9 protein-coding genes and 2 pseudogenes are annotated in these 19,106 nt (G+C 43.0%); 10 read left to right on the top strand and 1 reads right to left on the bottom strand.

The features are described 5' to 3' along the window. Positions 1-50 precede the first annotated feature (50 nt). Entirely contained in the window at positions 51-452 is a 402-nt protein-coding gene (locus tag H8S54_RS09620; RefSeq protein WP_033121559.1) for a hypothetical protein, read from the bottom strand. A 92-nt stretch (positions 453-544) separates the two neighbouring features. Here H8S54_RS09620 and H8S54_RS09615 point away from each other — a divergent pair, with 92 nt between their 5' ends. The 10 genes and pseudogenes from H8S54_RS09615 to H8S54_RS09580 all read left to right on the top strand — a co-directional run. Next, on the top strand, positions 545-2,446 hold the full coding sequence (locus H8S54_RS09615; RefSeq protein ID WP_186901391.1) for an AAA family ATPase: 1,902 nt from the start codon (positions 545-547) through the stop codon (positions 2,444-2,446). 107 nt (positions 2,447-2,553) lie between these two features. Further along, positions 2,554-2,775: a transposon-encoded TnpW family protein gene (locus tag H8S54_RS09610; RefSeq protein WP_097777333.1), complete on the top strand. Its 222-nt coding sequence runs from the start codon at positions 2,554-2,556 to the stop codon at positions 2,773-2,775. A gap of 28 nt (positions 2,776-2,803) precedes the next feature. Beyond that, a pseudogene (locus H8S54_RS09605) lies at positions 2,804-3,484 on the top strand (DNA topoisomerase); the annotation flags it as partial. After that, positions 3,474-10,205: a SpaA isopeptide-forming pilin-related protein gene (locus H8S54_RS09600; protein WP_186901390.1), complete on the top strand. Its 6,732-nt coding sequence runs from the start codon at positions 3,474-3,476 to the stop codon at positions 10,203-10,205. The pseudogene H8S54_RS09605 and the gene H8S54_RS09600, both read left to right, overlap by 11 nt. A 63-nt stretch (positions 10,206-10,268) precedes the next feature. Further along, positions 10,269-10,739: a helix-turn-helix domain-containing protein gene (locus H8S54_RS09595; protein ID WP_118071412.1), complete on the top strand. Its 471-nt coding sequence runs from the start codon at positions 10,269-10,271 to the stop codon at positions 10,737-10,739. A 130-nt stretch (positions 10,740-10,869) separates the two neighbouring features. Further along, complete coding sequence (locus H8S54_RS18240) at positions 10,870-10,971, top strand: putative holin-like toxin (protein ID WP_015524590.1); 102 nt, start codon at positions 10,870-10,872, stop codon at positions 10,969-10,971. A 200-nt stretch (positions 10,972-11,171) separates the two neighbouring features. After that, the gene (locus tag H8S54_RS18235) at positions 11,172-11,339 is read left to right on the top strand and encodes a hypothetical protein (RefSeq protein ID WP_243176769.1); all 168 of its coding nucleotides are present in this window, start codon (positions 11,172-11,174) and stop codon (positions 11,337-11,339) included. A gap of 27 nt (positions 11,340-11,366) precedes the next feature. Further along, a complete protein-coding gene (locus H8S54_RS18585) occupies positions 11,367-17,594 on the top strand; it encodes an SNF2-related protein (RefSeq protein WP_330600153.1) in 6,228 nt (2,075 codons plus the stop codon). Between the two features lie 327 nt (positions 17,595-17,921). Further along, positions 17,922-18,599 carry a response regulator transcription factor gene (locus H8S54_RS09585; RefSeq protein WP_186901389.1) on the top strand — a complete coding sequence of 226 codons (678 nt, stop codon included), beginning with the start codon at positions 17,922-17,924 and terminating at the stop codon, positions 18,597-18,599. Beyond that, positions 18,583-19,106, top strand: a pseudogene (locus H8S54_RS09580) (sensor histidine kinase); the annotation flags it as partial. The gene H8S54_RS09585 and the pseudogene H8S54_RS09580, both read left to right, overlap by 17 nt.

The following is a 19,106-nucleotide window of genomic DNA, read 5'->3' as shown; positions in this document are numbered from 1 at the left end:
AGCTGTTTTGCCTGTCCGTCCTAAACACTTTCCGATAAACTGGAATTGGGTTAGTTAATCGGTGGAGCAGAAGGATTGCTTACCTTGTAGTAGCTCCCACCAATGATAATATATGCTTCGCTACCTCTATCTTCGTAGGTAAAAGCACTTTCACCTTTCACATAGAATTCATAACTTTCCGAGCCTTCTACTGCTTCTGGCTCATCGCAAGCAGTCAGCTTCAAATCATAGAACCAGTTAATAACAGGGGTTGTAGATAAATCATTGGAGTCATATTCCTCTGAACCAATTTCAAATGCAGTTTCTTCTCCTTGTGAGTAGAAAGACACTGTAATCATTGTTGTAGGTTCGGGGAAAGAATACACTTCTGAAGCACTAACAGCCTTTTGATTGCAACCGACCAAACCTAACACACAAACTAATGCTAAGACAAGTGTTATCAACTTCTTCATACAATCACACTCCTTTGTCAAATTCATGTTTGTTGACTTTATTTTACTTCAAAACTATGAACAATTCAACCACAGAAAGAGAGGTATCAGCCATGTATTACACCCAAGAACAAATAGACCGCGCCAACCAAGCCGACCTTGTTTCTTTCCTGCAATCACAGGGAGAGCAGCTTACCCGCGCCGGACAGGAATACCGATGGAAACGGCACGACAGCCTGACCGTCCGGGGAAACAAATGGTATCGCCACAGCCAGAGCAAGGGCGGCGCACCCATTGATTTTGTCATGGAGTTTTTCGGCAAGAGCTTCACCGAAGCCGTTGAACTGCTGACAGGCGAAAAAGGAGCCGCCCCGCCGCCGGACAGACCAAGCCCCGCGCCCCTATCCGACTTCCGACTGCCACCCCGCAGCACCGACAACCGCATAGCGAGGAACTACCTCACAGCAGCCCGCCGCATTGATGAAGATGTGACGGGCTTTTTCTTTGCCACCGGGGATATTTACGAGGAAGCCGCCCACCACAACGCCGTATTCGTAGGGCGGGACGAGGACGGAGTACCACGCTACGCCCACCAGCGCGGCACAGCCGGGAGCTTCCGGCTTGATGTGAAAGGCAGCGACAAAGCCTTTAACTTCTGCTACCGGGGCGAGGGCGAAAGATTGTTTGTTTTTGAAGCCCCCATTGACCTGTTATCTTTCCTCTGCCTGTTCAAAAAGGATTGGCAAAAGCAAAGCTATCTGGCGTTGGGCGGCGTGGGCGAAAAAGCCCTTTTGCGTTTCCTTTCTGACCGTCCGAACATCAAGACCGTGTACCTCTGCCTTGACAGCGACCAAGCCGGAAGCGACGCTTGCAGCCGCCTTGCAGAGCTTGTGCCGGAGGGCTTGACCGTCCATCGGCTTATCCCTCTTTTCAAGGACTGGAACGAGGTATTGCAGCACCGGGCAGAAATCACAGACGGGAAGTATATCCGGGAAGCGATTTACGGCTTGAAAGAGCCGCCACAGGAAGAAACCGTTGAGATTATCCGCATGAGCGAGGTTGACACGCAGACCGTTGAATGGCTATGGGAGCCGTATATTCCCTTTGGGAAAGTAACCATTGTGCAAGGCAATCCCGGCGAGGGCAAGACCACTTTTGCCCTACGCCTTGCCGCCGCCTGCACCACCGGGGGAACGCTGCCGGGAATGAAGCCCTTGCCGCCATTCCAAGTAATTTACCAGACCGCCGAGGACGGGCTGGGCGATACCGTCAAGCCACGCTTGATAGAAGCCGCCGCAGACCTTGACCGGGTGCTTGTGATTGATGAAGCCAAACGGGAGCTTACCCTGTCCGATGAGCGCATAGAAAAGGCAATCACGCAGAACGGGGCGCGGCTGATTATCCTTGACCCCATACAGGCGTACATGGGTGAAAAAACCGACATGAACCGGGCAAACGAAGTGCGCCCCATGTTCCGCCGCCTTGCCGAAGTTGCGGAGCGTACCGGGTGTGCCGTTATCCTTATCGGGCATTTGAACAAAGCAGCCGGAGGACAGAGCGCGTACCGGGGATTAGGTTCTATCGACTTCCGCGCAGCCGCCCGGAGTGTCCTGCTGATCGGGCGCGTGAAGCGAGAACCGAATGTGCGCGTTATCGTCCATGACAAATCTTCCCTTGCGCCGGAGGGAAAGCCCGTTGCCTTTTGCCTTGACCCGGAAACGGGCTTTTCATGGATAGGCGAATACGACATCACCGCCGACGAGCTGCTGTCCGGCGCGGGCGGCAACAACGCCACCAAAACTGAACAGGCTGAACGGCTGATACTTGACCTGCTTGCAGACGGGAAAGAGCTTGCCAGCGAGGACATTGTAAAAGCCGCAGCCGAAGCTGGAATATCCGAGAGGACGGTACAGAACGCCAAGCGCAACATGGGCGGCATTTTAGGCGCAAGGCGTGTCGGCGGTCAATGGTACAACTTCATCAAGAAGAAGCAGCCACCCGAACCCGCAAGCTGAAAGTGCAAAACGCAGACCCTTTGCACTTTGCACTTTCGCACTTTCACTATACCGACCACCGCCCCATGTGCTGACCGCATGGGGCTTTATCTTTGAAAGGAGAGCCTATGAGCAACGAAACCAACACCCGCACCGCCACCCCTACCGCTTCCCCTCTGACCGCACAAGGTACACAGCAGCCCGTTATGGTAAAGAGGATTGGAAAGACAACCTATCGTGTCAAGCTGCATTTCAGCGAAACGAGCAAGGAAACGATGACCGATAAGATTAAGCGGCTTATTTTGAATGATTGTGCAAAAGAGTTTGAACAAAGCGAAAAAATTTCTTAAACACCCTTGACAAAGCGTATCAGAGGATACGCTCCTTAGTGCCATGGAACACGCTGGAAGCTCGGATACGATAGAAGACGCAGAGAGAAAAGGGCTTGGAACTCCGGCTACCAGGGCAGCGATTATTGAAAAACTGATTGAGAAAGGCTTTATTGAGCGTAAAAAGAAGCAGATATTACCTACAGCAGATGGAAGAAATCTGATCAGGATTCTTCCGGAAATGATCAAATCACCAAAACTTACAGCAGAATGGGAAAATGATCTGACACTGATTTCCAGAGGCCAGAAAAATGTAGAAGAATTTCTCTTCGAAATTGAAAAAATGGTTACCAAATTGGTAAGTGATAATGGACAGCCAGTGGAAGAATACCAGAAACTATTTTCAGATGGTCGGAAAGAAATTGGAAAATGCCCAAGATGCGGCAATAAGGTTTATGTGGGAAAGAGAAATTATTATTGTTCAGGAAGTGATTGCAGTTTTACTTTATGGAAAAATAACCGATTTTTTGAGAGTCAGGGAAAAACACTTGATGAAGCAACTGTCAGGAAGCTGCTGAGTGAGAAGCAGGTGCATTTCAAAGATCTGGTATCAGAGAAAACAAAAAGGAAGTATGAAGCAACTATAAAGATGGAGGTTTCAGAAACCGGAAATCCAAAGTTTCAGTTGATTTTCCCGGAACGGAAGAAAGGAAAAAAGAATGAAGAATAAAAAAAATATGAGAAGATTTTTGTCGGGATTCTTGGCAATGCTTACAGTGTTATCTACAATTCTATCTCCAATACTGTCCTATGCGGCAGATGTAGTGCCAGAAGAGCCACCGTTATACGAAGAGGTAAAAAATGAACTTGATGCAGATGAGGTGGTAAAAGCAAAAGATCTGGAACTGGAAACAGGCAGTATTTTTGAAGTGGAGAAAGATTTTACCGGACTGGAAATACCAGATGAAAAAAAGGTGAAGATCACTTTCCATGAGGCAAAAAATGAGGAAAAGCAGGACTTTACAACAGATTACGAAGATACATACAAAGCTGTTTATTATGTAGAGCCAGTAAGTGGCCACCCAATTTATCAGATCAATCGTAAGCTGATTGTAAAGGAAGCGGTGGTGCAGGTTGCTGAATCTGAGAATCAGGAATCTGTAAGCAATCAGGAAGATGAGAATGAAGCAGAAGGCGAGGAACCAGCCATAGGCACTGCAGAGAGTGAAGGACCTGTGCAGGATGAGGTAAATGTAGAAATTCCGTCAGAGGATGAAATCTATGAAGAAGTAACTCCGACAGAAATTCCGGTTGAGGAAGAGCCAATAGATACACCAATCCCGGAAAACCCGTCTGAGGAAGTTTCAACAGAAGAACCTGCCATAGATGATAATCCGGATACAGACAGCACATTTGAAGAAATTACAGATACAGATCCGGAAGAAACGCCAGAGGCGACAGACGACTCTTTTACAGATGGAACAGAGAAAACAGAAGATGCAGATGGAAATTATCAGGTAAATATTGTTCGTGGAGAGGAATTTCATATTGAGCTGAACCATGAAGATGGACAGTATCAGCCAGGAGAAACCGTTGTATTTTCCGGAGATATGCCGCAAGGCAGCTTAATTGCAGTAGGAACAACAAAAGTACAGGCAAACCAGACAGAGAATACAGAAGATTTATTGTATTCAGAGGTGACTTATCACGAAGAATCGGATAAATTCAGTTTTGAAATGCCAGCAGATGACATTGACCTAAGTGTTTCCATGGATCAGGCAGAAAATGGTATCATGTTACTTGCAACCGATACTCCATGGGATGATGCAACAAATATTGAAGCAAATAAATATTACTATTATTCAGATGGCCAGCTTCATCCGTTTGATACAGTTATGGGACAGGGTGGAAATGACAGCTACAAATATGTTCGTTACAAAGCAGGCGGAAAGACTTATACAGTAAATGCGTATTGTATGCAGCACTCCATGCAGTCACCTCCAAGTGGGACAACATATAAAAATATGGTTGAACTGGATGAAGGCGGAGATGATAAATATTTGAGAAAAGCCTTATTCTATGGATATGGCGGTCCAGGATGGGGACATACATTCAATGGATATAATGTAAAATCCATTATGGAAAAATATGGATGCAGTTCTGAGACAAGAGCCATGCAGCATTACCTGGTTGACTATTTATATGATGGCGAATCCGGATTTGGAGGTGCGCTTTCTACAACCGCTAAAAATATGCTGAAAGAGATTAAAGCAGCTCTTGCTAAAATGCCTGATCCGACAGCAATGAAACTTCTTCCAGGACTTTCCGTTAATGCAACGGGAAAGGAAACAGAAAGTTTTACCTGGAAGGCAAATGAAGCATTTACCATTACCATTCATCTGGAGAACGGAGTAAGCCTTGTTAATGAAACCACAGGAAAAACGGCATCTGGAAATGTCACTGTAAAGGGTGGAGAGAAATTCCATCTTGTAGCTACAACAGCCAATATGGGTAGCCTGAAAGGAAAGTATGCGATTACATCTAATTTCCCTTTGGATTTCCATGCAATGCTCTTAAAATTGGAGAGTTCACAGGACATTGGTTTTGGCTACTATACAGATTCCTCTGACCTGCAGATTACAGTTGACTGGCCGGAAGAAGCAGTTATTGAAATTACAAAGAAAGATGGAGATACTGGAAAAAATCTAGCTGGAGCCGTGTATGGGGTATATAGTGATAACGCCTGCACAAAGCTGATTGCTAAAATGCCGCCAACAGACAGCAATGGTTCTTCACGTGTAACTCTTACTAAGACACAGGATACAGTTTACTTAAAGGAAATTACAGCACCAGAAGGTTATGTTGTCCAGGCTTCCTCTTATGGAGTGAAATTAGTAGTTGGCAGTACGACCAAACAGACTGTAACGGACAAAGAGCAGAAAGGAAATCTGACTGTTTATAAAGAGGGTGAGGTTTTCGTAGGAGCTGTATCTGATGAAAATGGAACTTTATTCCAGTATGAGAAACGCCGTCAGAAAGGAGCCGTTTATAACGTATATGCTGCCGAGGATATTGTAACAGCAGGTGGAAAAACAGTTTACAAAAAAGGCGCAGAAGTAGCGAAAAATCTGATCACAGGTGAGAACGGTTCTGTAACGGTAAAGAATCTTCCGCTTGGAAGCTATAATGTAACAGAAGCACAGGCCCCGGAAAATTTTTATAATGCAAAAGAAACAAAAAAAGTAACCATTTCTTATGCAGGGCAGACTGCAGAAGCGGCTTTCTCAGAGACTATCTTTACAAATGACCGTCAGAAAGCAGTGGTGCAGGTGATAAAGAAAGACAAAGATACTGAAAATACACTATCCGGAGGGCATTTTGCTCTGTTTGCAGCGCAGGATATGAAAACTGTGGATGGAAAAGTAGCAGTAAAAAAAGATGCTCTGATTGAGACTGCAATTACTGGTACTGATGGAAAAGCAGCATTTAAAGCAGATCTTCCAGTGGGATTTTCTTATTATGTAAAAGAAGTCCAGGCTCCGGCTGGTTATGTCAGAAATGAGAAAGATACTTATTCTTTCCAGTTCAGTTATACCAATGATGAACAGGCAAAAATTTCTTTCAGTCATACTTTTGTGAATGACAGGGTCAGTGCTGCAATCTCTTTGAATAAAAAAGATGCCGAGACAAAAGAAAATAAGGCACAGGGAGATGCTTCCCTGGAAAATGCGGTGTATGGACTTTATGCAAGAAACGACATTACCCATCCAGATGGAAAGACAGGCGTTATTTATAAAGCCGGAAGTCAGATTTGTACGCTAACTACCGATAAAGAAGGAAAAGCAAGGATAGAGAATCTTTATCTTGGAGAGTATTACATCAAGGAAATTACCCCATCCGTAGGATATCTGGCAGACGAGCATGAATATGATCTTGTATGCAGTGATGAAGGTGATCTGACAGCGGTTGTAGAAAAAGAGTGTACCTCACTGGAAACGGTGAAGAAACAGCCGTTTGAACTTATTAAAGTTGCCAATAATGGAGACACAGATGCTGCATTACTATCCGGAGCTGGATTTAGTGCATATCTGGTATCTTCTTTGGTGGTAAAAGAGGATGGAAATTATGATTTTTCCTCTGCAGAGCCAGTTGTGATCGGTGAAAATGGAGCAACGGAAATTTTTACAAATGAGAAAGGCTATGTAAAATCCATTGCAATTCCATATGGAACATATCTGGTGAGAGAAACTACAACACCCCATAATTACAAACCTGTAGATGATTTTATTGTCCGGATTACAGAGAATAAACCAACAGAGCCGCAGACATGGAGAGTTCTTTTGGATAAAGAATTTTCTGCAAAACTGAAAATTATCAAACAGGATGATGAGACTAAAAAATCTGTTCTAATTCCGGGAACAGAGTTTAAAATTTATGATATGGATCATGAAAAATATGTAGAGCAGGTAACTACATACCCGACAACTGTTACACATACCTCATATTTCACAGATATAGATGGATATCTGGTACTGCCTCAGAATTTAAAAATTGGTCATTATAGAATCGAAGAGGTAACAGCACCGGACGGTTATACCATTAACAAAAATTATGTCGAAATACAGGTGGATACCAATACCCTGTATCAGACGGATCCGGTTTCAGGTGATGCGGTCATTGAAGTGGTATATGAGGACCATTCGGTGAAAGGAAAACTCACTGTACAGAAAAAAGGAGAGGTTCTTTCGACCTATAAGAATGATTTTAGGTATGAAGTTCAAAACCTTTCCGGTGCAGTATATGAAGTATATGCTGCAGAGGATATCTATACAGCAGATTTCCAGAAAGATGATACAGGAAAAAGAATCCTGAAATATGCAAAGGGTGAAAAAGTTGCAGAACTGACAACGGATGAATCCGGAAAAGCAGAGCTTGATAATCTGCCTCTAGGAGAATACAAAGTTGTAGAAAAGACTGCACCGGAGGGATTTGTATTAAATGAAGAAGAACAGAAGATTTCTTTCGTCTATGCAGACCAGAATACACCAGTGATCTCACAGAGTGCAGAGTTTATAAATGACCGCCAGAAAGTAGAAGTGTCAGTTGTGAAAAAAGATGCTGAAAATGAGAAAGGGCTTTCTGGAGCAGAGTTTGGTCTTTACGCAAAAGAGGATATAAAAGCAGGGGATAAGGTACTGGTAAAAGCAGACGAACTGCTTACAAAAGCGGTAACAGGTGAAGATGGAAAAACTGTTTTTGAGCAGGATCTGCCATTTGGAACTTATTATATAAAAGAACTGGCAGCACCAGATGGTTTTGTATCTTCAGATGAGCAGATTGAGGTGACTGTGAAATATCAGGGACAGGAAGTAAAAACAGTAAAACTGGAAACCGTTTTTAAGAATGAGCCGACAACAACTGAATTTACGAAATCAGATATTACAACAGGTGTGGAACTTGACGGAGCAACACTGACGGTTTTGGATTCAGACGGAAAAGAAGTAGAAAAATGGACTTCTGTAAAAGGAAAAGCTCATGTAATAAAAAGACTCCATGTGGGAAAAACCTACACACTTCGGGAAGAGTTTGCACCATATGGTTATCTGCAGGCGGAGGAAGTGAAATTTACAGTTTCTGATACTGCAGATGTTCAAAAAGTAGAAATGAAGGATGCTGTTCCGGTTGGACGAATCATCATCAATAAAAAAGGTGAATTTGTCAAGGAAGTTACCTGGAAAGATATGCTGGCAGGCGGCATGGACGCAGCATTTGGCTATGTTACAGGTTCTTTGAAAGATGTTACTTTTGAAATTTATGCAGCGGAGGATATCAAGGCTGCAGATGGGGAAAGCAGTGATTATTATAAAAAGGACGAATTGGTAGCAACAATTACGACAGATGCTCTTGGATATGCAAGATCAGAAGATCTTCCTTTAGGCAAATATTATGTAAAGGAAAAAGAGACGGCGGATGGATATGTTCTGGATGGAGAAATTAGAGAGGTTGATCTGACTTATCGTGATCAGAATACTCCGGTTGTGACTTATGATGAGGACTGGCAGAATAACCGCCAGAAAGCAAAAGTAACTGTAGTTAAGAAAGAAAAAAATACAGACCGTGTTCTGGAAGGCGGAGTATTTGCACTTTATACAAAGAATGATATTTTAAATGCAGAAGGCGAAGTAATCCTGAAAGCAGATACCATGATCGAGCAGAAAGCTACGGATCAGGATGGAAGGATTGTATTTACGGCAGATCTTCCAATCAATGGCAACTACTATGTAAAAGAAGTGCAGGCTCCTGCTGGATTTGTGACAACAGAAGAAATCAAGGAATTTGATTTTGCTTATGCGGGAGAAGAGGTTGCAGAAGTATCCTTCGAGTTCACTTATGAAGATGAGCCAACTACTTTTGAAATCACAAAATCAGATATTACAACCGGGGAAGAATTACCAGGTGCAAAACTGAAAGTATCCGATTCAGAGGGAAACGTTGTGGATGAGTGGACTTCCGGAAGCACACCACACATCATTAAGGAACTGGAAGTTGGAAAGAAATATACATTAACAGAGACAATTCCTGCTGATGGTTATGCAACTGCAGAATCCATTACGTTTGTAGTAGAAAATACTGCAGATATACAGAAAGTAGAAATGCAGGATGATACAACAAAAATTCTGATCAGTAAAGTTGATATGACAGATGGAAGCAGCGAGGTCAAAGGTGCTAAACTGTATATTCTTAATGAAAACCAGGAAGTTATGGAAAGCTGGACATCTGGTGATCAGCCCCATTATGTAGAGAAACTTTCAGTCGGCACTTATACGTTGTTGGAGGAAACAGCACCGAAAGGCTATATTGTGGCAAATAAAGTGACATTTGAGGTTAAGGACACCGGAGATGTTCAGGGAGCCAAAATGGAAGATGAACAGGCAATGGGCAAGGTAATCTTAAATAAAACGGATAAAGATACCAAGAAGCCAATGAAAGGTGTAGAATTTGCCCTTTGTGACAGTAAAGGTAAAGTTCTGGAAACTCTGGTAACAGACAGTGCCGGCCATGCAGAATCAAAGAATTATCCGATTGCGACTTTTAAGAATGGGCAGTATAAAAAAGCAATCACATATATCCTGAAAGAAACAAAAACACTGGATGGATATCAGCTTGATGAAACAGAGCATAAGATTCAGTTTGAGTATGTCAATGACCGTACTCCTGTGATTGAATATACTCTGGATCTGACAAATGAGAAAGCTCCGGAAAAAGATACTCCGGAAACATCAGAAAACCAGGGAGGCAGCACTCCTGTTTCCCATAGTTCTGATGCGACTTCCGTATCCAGTTCACCAAAAACAGGAGATAACACAAATATTGCTATTTTTGTGCTGGCTCTTGCGGTATCAGCAGGATGCCTGGGAACTGTAGTGACAGTTAAGAGAAAACGCAAATGATAATATAAATAGTGTTCTGGGGCTGTGGTTACTGCACAGCCCCATTTTGAAAAGGAGAAGAAATTGAAATTAGGAGTAAGAATAAGAAAAATCCGTATGTTTCGCAACATAACTCAAAAAGAACTGGGGTGCAGGTTAGGGTATGGAGAAAATAGTGCAGATGTGAGAATTGCCCAATATGAAAGTGGACAGCGTACACCGAAGCAGGAAACGCTTATCCGGATAGCAGAAATATTGGAAGTTGATGTCCGGAATTTTTTAAGTCCTGGAATTGCGACAATGGACGAATTAATGGAAACTTTATTCTGGATGGATGAAGAAAATAGAGGGCTTTTTCATCTGTTCCTGCTAAATGATTCAGAAAGTGAAACAGTTGGAATCACAATGAGGGATAAAAAAACAATGTCTTATCTGCAGGAATGGATGGGGAAAAAGCAGAAACTGGGCGATGGAAGAATTACAGAAGAGGAATATCTGGAATGGAAACTGCATTGGCCAGAGGATAAGAGAAAAACAGAATATAAAACCGTATGAAGTAAAAAGGAATTGCTTTGCGGAGAGTTACCTGTTAGAATATTACTGGAGCAACCGTGTACAGGGTTGGTAAAAACCTCCTGGATTTTCAGATTCCGTTAAGGGATATAGAAGAAGGGAGGTGGAGCGAATGGATACATACGAAGTCTTGAGCTTATTGTTCTTAGGCGGTACGTTTCTGATTGCTTTGCTTGCCTATTTGGATAATAGGGACAACAAGCGAAAAAAATAGCCTACCCTGTCTGCCAACAGGATAGGCAGCTCTCTTTGAGAGCAAAATAAATTAAAACCTAATCCAGGAGCATCCACCTTGTGGGCGGTTACTCTTTTCAATTAGAATATAGCATTTTCTCTCCGAAAAGTAAAGTACATTTTATGCAGCCAATTCTAAAAAAGAGTGGGCTGTTTTTTTATTGATAGGAGGGAAGTTTAATGTCTAAACTACAGGACATCCGAAACTTGGTGCAGGAACATGCCGTATCAGTGAGCAGTTCGCCAGGGGATTGGATGGATTATATGGACACAGCATCAAGGTTATATCGTTATTCTTTTTCAGACCAGCTTCTGATCCATGCACAGCGTCCAGACGCAACAGCCTGAGCATCACTGGAACTATGGAATGAAAAGATGTTACGCTGGGTAAATCGTGGTGCAAGAGGAATTGCCCTGTTTGATGAAACCTGGCAGAATACCAAACTTCGTTATGTGTTTGATATTTCGGATACCCATATGGTAGCCGGGGGCAGAAGCCCGTATCTGTGGCAGATGCAGGAACACCAGAGAGAAGAGATCCTCACCCATCTGGCAGAGGTCTATGCTCTGGAAGAAAAGGATACAGCAACTTTGCAGGATGCATTGATGGCAGTCGCAAGGGAAATGGTCAGTGATAATCTGGAGGAATACCTGGACGGATTGGAATATGCTGTAGAAGGTACTTATCTGGAAGATCTGGATGAGGTGACGATTCGCAGTGATTTCCGTCAGCTGGCAACAGACAGTGTTTACTATCTGCTTTCCAGGCGATGCGGGCTTGACCCGATGGAACTTCTGGAAGAAGAGGACTTCATGCATATTACAGATTATAACCATCTGTCAGTTCTCACCTTCCTTGGAAATGCGGCAAGCCAGCTCAGTGAGAGTATTCTGATTGATATTGGAAAGACCGTACATAAAATTTCTCTGGAAGAAGCGAGAAAAGAGGTTGAAAATTCCAATGAAAGGAATTATAATAACTTTACCACGTTAATGCGTGAAACTAAAAACCAGGATGCAGAAACGAAAAAAGAAGAAAATATTGAAAATGAAGGAGGAACCGATTATGGAACTGACATATCATCGCAAGGGAGATTACCTGTTTCCGAATCTGACCGTCGAAGAGGAAGAAGTAACGATCGGGAAATACGGGATGCTGCGGAGGACATTTCTGAAAGAACACAAGAACAGCCTTTATCAGAGCCTGTTCCTGACCGGGAAGCTGAACAGCCATCTGGAACAGATCGAGAAAGCAGCACAGGAGAGAATGGACAGCCAGATGGAGAAACTGCTGGAGAAGAATCCGGCACTGGACAAGGAAGCAGATCCGATGGCATGGACAGCACACATGAACGTACTGATGGCAACAGCGGAAGAGAGCATCTTGACGGAATTGGTATACAGTTAGTCGAAGATACAAGAGAAGATGGATTGAGTAAAGCAGAGGAAGAGATCGCCTCTGCTTTATCTTTGCCCGAATATCCCACCGCAGATGAACAAAGGCGGCAGATCGAGGAAAGAGCAGCTGCCCTTTATGCCGGAGAAATCCCGATTCCAGAGGAAGTTGTCGATGAGATCTTACGGACAGGAGGAAACCGGAAAGCAAGCCAGCTCCGGATCATCTATAATTTCATGAGTGAACAGACACCGGAGGAATATACGGAGTTTGTGAAGCGTGAATACCGCAAAGGGGGAAAAGGTTTTCAGATTGATGGAAATGAATATTCAGTCTGGTTTGATGAAACCGGGATGCAGATCGCAGTGGGGCATACGGTTACAGACCATATCTTAGATAAGGCATTTTTATCATGGGAAGATGTCAGCGGACGTATCCATCAGCTTTTAGACCAGGGTGAATATGCACCGCAGTCTGTATTGGATGCGGCAAGAAGTAATGCAGTAAAAGAACACGCCCAGGCTCTTGCCTATATGAAAGGGGATATGGCAGAAGGAGTAGCGGAGATTGTTTTTGACGAAGAGGACTTACCACATCTTCGCAGTATCTATCCGGAGATCACGGATTATCTGGAAGAAAAACTGGAAGATTCCAAGTGGCTTTCGGAACTGAATGAAAGACTGGATGCACTGGCAGAAGCCTATGAAGAAAATCATTCCATTATGCGTTTCCATCATTATAATCCTATAAATATCTCAAAGCAGTTTCAGAAGTTTGCGGATGATGTCATCCCTTATCAGGCAAGAGACGGGTTTGCATGGAAAGAACATCCGATGTTCATTACGCAGGATGAGATTGATGCCTATCTTGCAGGAGGTGGAGCGTATTCGCAGGGCAGGCTTAGGACGTATTCCTTTTATCTGCTGCATGAAGATGAAAGATCGAGGACAGGTTTTATCAAGGAACAGTATGGGATTGGTGGAAGCAGTCATGCACTTTCCGGTGCCGATGATTCACACGCAAACTATGATGGAAAAGGATTGTTTCTTGCAAGAGGTACTTATGGGAATCCATATACGTCAATTTTATTATCCTGGAATAAAGTTGCAAATAGAGTAGCTTATCTGATAAAGAATGACCAGTTCCTGCGGGAAGAAGATTATGCTCGTATGCCGGAATATGAACGGGAACAGATGGCAAATAAGGTACTCCGCTTTTATGACCGTCTTCCGGAAGAGATAGACAGGCCATTTACGGATGATTTCTTCTGGGAAAAACCAGGAAAAGAAATGATGGCAGTTTTAGAGAATCCAGAGCAGACAGAAGAACTGTTACAGAAGATGGATGCAGCATTGGCAGCTCTTCCATTGGATTTTGAAGCGTATGGGACAAACTATCAGCAAAAAACAGAACTTCTTTCAGAACTCCACCAGTATGCAGAAGGAACCTATACGATATTTCCGACACCGGAAGCAGAACCATTCTTTACAGAACCGTCAGGGCACCAGATGACCATGTTTGATTTCTTGGATACGAAGGCAGTGGCAGAACCGACCGTAGTCGATATGTCAGATGTGGAGGAAATAGAAGAGGAAGAGGTTACTGCCGAAGAATCTATTCTGGAAAGTCAGGAACAGGAAACAACGAAAGATTCTGAGGGACAGGAACCAACTGAACCAGAAGAAGAGACAACAGCTAAAACAGCAGAAGAACTGGCAGAGTCCTGGGATGAGGGTGTTTTTGAGTATCAGGGGTATCACTTTGAAGCAGTAGGGGTATTGCCGGAAGGACTAGAGGGAAAAGATCTGGTTGCACAGACCCGTTCCAATACAGAACTTCATCTGTCGACCTATCATACAGAAGATTTCCCTAAATATTCGTATGATGAGTTTTATGCAGTCAGCAATGCACCAACTGCCGATGTGTTCCGGTGCCTGGAAACCGGACGCAATTATATTCCCGGAGAAAATGAACTGTTTGGATATGAAGGAGAATTCCAGCCATATTTGAAACCGGAAGCAGAAAAGATTGTAACAGAACCGCATAACTTTCGGATTCAGGATAATGACCTTGGAGCAGGCGGTCCGAAGGCAAAGTATAAGGCAAATATGGAAGCCATCCATTTGTTACAGACTTTGGAGAAAGAAGAACGTCTGGCAACACCCGAAGAACAGGAAATCTTATCCCGATATGTTGGATGGGGTGGCATCCCACAGGCATTTGAGGAAAATAACAGCAGCTGGGCAGATGAGTATCTGGAGTTAAAGAATACCTTATCACCGGAAGAATACAATGCAGCAAGGGCATCGACCTTAAATGCTTTTTATACGTCCCCGATAGTAATCCGAAGTATGTATGAAGCACTGGAAAATATGGGACTGAAACAGGGAAATATTCTGGAACCGTCCTGTGGTGTCGGTAACTTTATGGGACTGATCCCGGAGAGTATGGGCAAAACCAATATGTACGGTGTGGAACTTGACCCGGTTTCAGGCAGGATTGCAAAACAGCTTTACCAGAAAAATAAGATTGCCGTGCAGGGATTTGAGGAAACCAGTTATCCGGATAGCTTTTTCGACTGTGTGATAGGCAATGTTCCGTTTGGAGCGTATCAGGTCAGTGACCGTAGGTATGACCGGCATCATTTTATGATCCATGATTATTTTATTGCAAAATCCCTTGATCTGGTGCGTCCGGGCGGCGTAGTTGCAGTGGTAACTTCCAGTGGAACGATGGATAAGCAGAATCCGGCAGTGAGACAGTATATCGCAAACCGGGCAGAACTGCTTGGAGCCATCCGATTACCGAATAATGCGTTCCAGAGAAATGCCAATACCAGTGTTGTTTCTGATATTCTGTTTTTCCAGAAAAGGGACAGGGCATCCATTGAGGAACCGGAATGGTTAAATTTAAAGGAAACACCGGAAGGCTATTCAGTCAATGCTTATTTTGCAGAGCATCCGGAAATGGTGCTTGGTGAGTTTATTACAGAAAGTACCCAGTATGGAAAGCAGGAAGTGACCGTAAAACCAAAAGAAGGAATTACCTTAGAAGAACAATTAAAAGAAGCTGTCCAGAATATCCATGGTACGATCACGGAACTGGAACTTTCGGATACAGAGCTGGAGGAGGATGTTGTCTCTATCCCGGCAGACCCGGAGGTAAAGAATTTTAGTTTTACTGTGGTAGATGATGAAGTTTATTACCGGGAAAACTCTGTGATGAACCGCATGGAGCTTCCGGCAATGACAGCGGAACGTGTCAAAGGGATGGTGAAGATTCGTGATATTACGAATGAACTGATCCAGTGCCAGATGGAAGAGGGAAGCGATGAACAGATCACAAAGCTGCAGGAAAAACTTAATGAAGAATATGATACTTTTACAGCAAAGTATGGTCTGCTTAGCAGTAATGCCAATAAGCGGGCATTTAGCCAGGACAGCAGCTATTGTCTTTTGACTTCTCTGGAATTTCTGGATGATAAGGGAGAACTGAAACGGAAAGCGGATATTTTTACCAAAAGGACAATCCGCAGGGCAGAAACGGTAACTTCCGTGGATACTGCCAGTGAAGCACTTGCGGTTTCCATTGGTGAGAGGGCAGGCGTTGACCTTTCCTATATGGCACAGCTTTCCGGGAAAACAGAAGCAGAACTTACCGAAGAACTGGCAGGGGTGATCTTTAAGAATCCGATCAGTGAAAAATGGGAGCCGTCGGACGAATATCTTTCTGGAAATGTGAGGGAGAAACTGCAGATCGCAAAACAGTTTGCAGAAGATCATCCGGAATATCAGGTGAACGTGCAGTATTTGGAGCAGGTGCAGCCAAAAGATCTGGATGCGTCAGAGATTGAGGCAAGACTTGGGGCAACCTGGATCTCCGAGGATTACATTACAAGGTTCATGGCAGAGACATTTCATACACCAAGATATTATGTAGGGAGCAAGGTCAAAGTCCAGTATGCCGAAGTGACCGGACAATGGAATGTTATGGGAAAGAATGTGGACAGCTACGGAAATGCCCTTGTCACTTCCACTTATGGAACACAGAGAGCCAATGCCTACCGTCTTTTGGAAGATGCCTTAAACCTTAGAGATACCAGGATTTATGACACGGTACAGGATGCCGAGGGGGAACACCGGGAATTAAACCGGAAGGAAACAATGCTGGCACAGCAGAAGCAGGAGCTGATCAAAGAGGAATTTAAAGAGTGGATATTTAAAGACCTGCACCGACGGGAAGATCTCTGTAAGATTTATAATGAACGATTTAACAGCATCCGTCCACGGGAATATGATGGAAGCCATATTCAGTTTGTCGGCATGAATCCGGAGATCACCCTGATGCCGCACCAGAAAAACGCAGTGGCTCATGTGCTGTATGGAAATAACACCCTTCTGGCTCATTGCGTAGGAGCAGGGAAGACGTTCCAGATGATCGCAGCCGGTATGGAATCAAAACGGCTGGGACTCTCACAGAAGAATCTTTATGTTGTGCCAAACCATCTGACCGAGCAGTGGGGCAGTGATTTCCTACGTCTCTATCCGGGAGCAAATATCCTGGTGGCAACAAAGAAGGACTTTGAGCCGGTAAACCGAAAACGTTTCTGTTCCCGTATTGCGACAGGAGATTATGATGCCGTGATCATTGGACATACACAGTTTGAGAAAATCCCCCTTTCAAGGGAACGGCAGATTGCCATGCTGGAAGATCAGATCGCAGATATTACGTTTTCTATTGAAGAAGCAGCACATCAGGCAGGGCAGAATTATACCATCAAACAGTTGGAAAAAACAAAAAAGAGTCTGCAGACGAGGATGAAGAAACTTAATGACCAGACCAGAAAGGATGATGTAGTAACTTTTGAGCAGCTGGGTGTGGACAGGCTGTTTGTGGATGAGAGCCATAGCTTTAAGAACCTTTTTTTATACACAAAAATGCGGAACGTGGCGGGAATCTCACAGACGGATGCACAGAAAAGTTCGGATATGTTTATGAAATGCCGGTACATGGATGAACTGACCGGCGGCAGAGGGATCACCTTTGCTACAGGTACTCCCGTATCGAACAGTATGACGGAGCTTTACACTATCATGCGTTATCTCCAGTATGACACACTCATGCGTATGGGTATGGGACACTTTGATTCCTGGGCGGCAACGTTCGGGGAGACAGTAACCGCAATCGAGTTCGCTCAAGTATTATAGGCATATGGAAGCAATTTTAATTCCATACAGAAATACGCTAAAAAACAAAGAAAAAGGAAATGTTGGAACAGACAGGAAGCAAGGAAGCCAGAAATAGATATGGATTAGCAAAGAAAAAAGGCAATAAATGAAGCATAAGTGAAAAGCGACAGAAGGTGCGAAAAGCATTTTCTGCTACCTCTTTCAACATTTAAAATGATAATGTAAAAGTAAGTGTTTGTTTAAGATAGTAATTTGAAAAAAGTTGATACTAAAAAAACGAAATACACAAAAACTACAAGAAAAACTGATAAAATAAAAAAAACGGAAAATAAGAGGTAGCTAAGAATGAAAAAAATTTTAATTATAGAAGATGATTTGGATATTCAAGAGCTGATACAGTTTTTTTTAGAGGATCAAGGGTATGAAGTGATTACGGCATCTGATGGAATAGATGGTATTGCGGTTTTTCTGAAAGAACAAATTGACTTGATACTGCTCGATATTTTACTTCCTAAAATGGATGGGTATGCAGTTTGTGAACTAATACGAAAAGAATCGGAAGTACCAATCATTATGATAAGTGCATTGGGAAGAGAAGAAGACCAGATAAAGGGATTTGAAATGCAAATAGATGACTATATCCCCAAGCCGATTTCTCTTCCAATTATGATAAAAAAAATAGAAGCTGTTCTGCGTAGATATGAAGGAGTAGATATAACAAAAGATCACGAGTTAAAATACAGAGAGATAATATTGATTGTAGGAAATTATCAAGTGAAAATAGGGAAAAAGTTAATTGATTTGACACAGAAAGAATATGAAATTTTGAAAGAATTGATTGAAAATCAGGGATGCGTGATAACAAGAGAGAGCTTTTTAAATCGTCTATGGAAATATGAATTTGAAGGTGAAGAACGTGCAGTTGACAATCATATCAAAAATTTGCGGAGAAAATTGGGAAAAGCAGGGGATTATATAAAAACGGTAAGAGGGGTGGGGGATCGAATTGATAAAGCTAATTAGAGAACATTTGTCTACAAAAATATTTATAATTACAGTATGCTTATTGATTACTGTTGGTAGTGCGATTTATGGAATGGTTGCATTGGGGATGTCACGGAGCTATTTTTTAGAGTTGGATAGAAGTTTGAGTAATCAGACGGAAAAAATGGTACTTCAATTATCGAATACTTCAGTGCAGGAAATAGATGGAATATTAAAAATGTTTGCATTGGAGCATGGGATTTCTATTGTCTTAAAAGATAGTGACGAAAAGGTACTTGGTATATATGGAGATATGGAATATTCACTGGCTCCTGGAACAGATGTAGAAGATATTCTGTTAGGCAGTGGGATAACGGAATCTTATTCCTGTAAGTTAACGAATGGAAAAACATATTGGATTCAAGTGTTTGGAAACAAGGAGAAAGTAAATATTGGACTGGAATCATTAAAAAGAATTTTACCTATGTTGGGGGCTATTACTTTTTTGGCAGCATTAGCTATTGCTGCTTTATACACAAAATATAT

Source organism: Blautia segnis, from assembly GCF_014287535.1.
Lineage (GTDB): Bacteria > Bacillota > Clostridia > Lachnospirales > Lachnospiraceae > Blautia_A > Blautia_A acetigignens.
Note: the sequence above shows the minus strand (reverse complement) of the source record. Positions and strands in the feature narration are given on the sequence as shown.

Excerpts from the sequence above, each read along its gene's own strand:
- H8S54_RS18585 (WP_330600153.1), top strand. The coding sequence starts at position 11,367 with ATGTTACGCTGGGTAAATCGTGGTGCAAGAGGAATTGCCCTGTTTGAT.
- H8S54_RS18235 (WP_243176769.1), top strand. The coding sequence starts at position 11,172 with ATGTCTAAACTACAGGACATCCGAAACTTGGTGCAGGAACATGCCGTA.
- H8S54_RS09620 (WP_033121559.1), bottom strand. The coding sequence starts at position 452 with ATGAAGAAGTTGATAACACTTGTCTTAGCATTAGTTTGTGTGTTAGGT.
- H8S54_RS09600 (WP_186901390.1), top strand. The coding sequence starts at position 3,474 with ATGAAGAATAAAAAAAATATGAGAAGATTTTTGTCGGGATTCTTGGCA.
- H8S54_RS09615 (WP_186901391.1), top strand. The coding sequence starts at position 545 with ATGTATTACACCCAAGAACAAATAGACCGCGCCAACCAAGCCGACCTT.
- H8S54_RS09585 (WP_186901389.1), top strand. The coding sequence starts at position 17,922 with ATGAAAAAAATTTTAATTATAGAAGATGATTTGGATATTCAAGAGCTG.
- H8S54_RS09610 (WP_097777333.1), top strand. The coding sequence starts at position 2,554 with ATGAGCAACGAAACCAACACCCGCACCGCCACCCCTACCGCTTCCCCT.
- H8S54_RS18240 (WP_015524590.1), top strand. The coding sequence starts at position 10,870 with ATGGATACATACGAAGTCTTGAGCTTATTGTTCTTAGGCGGTACGTTT.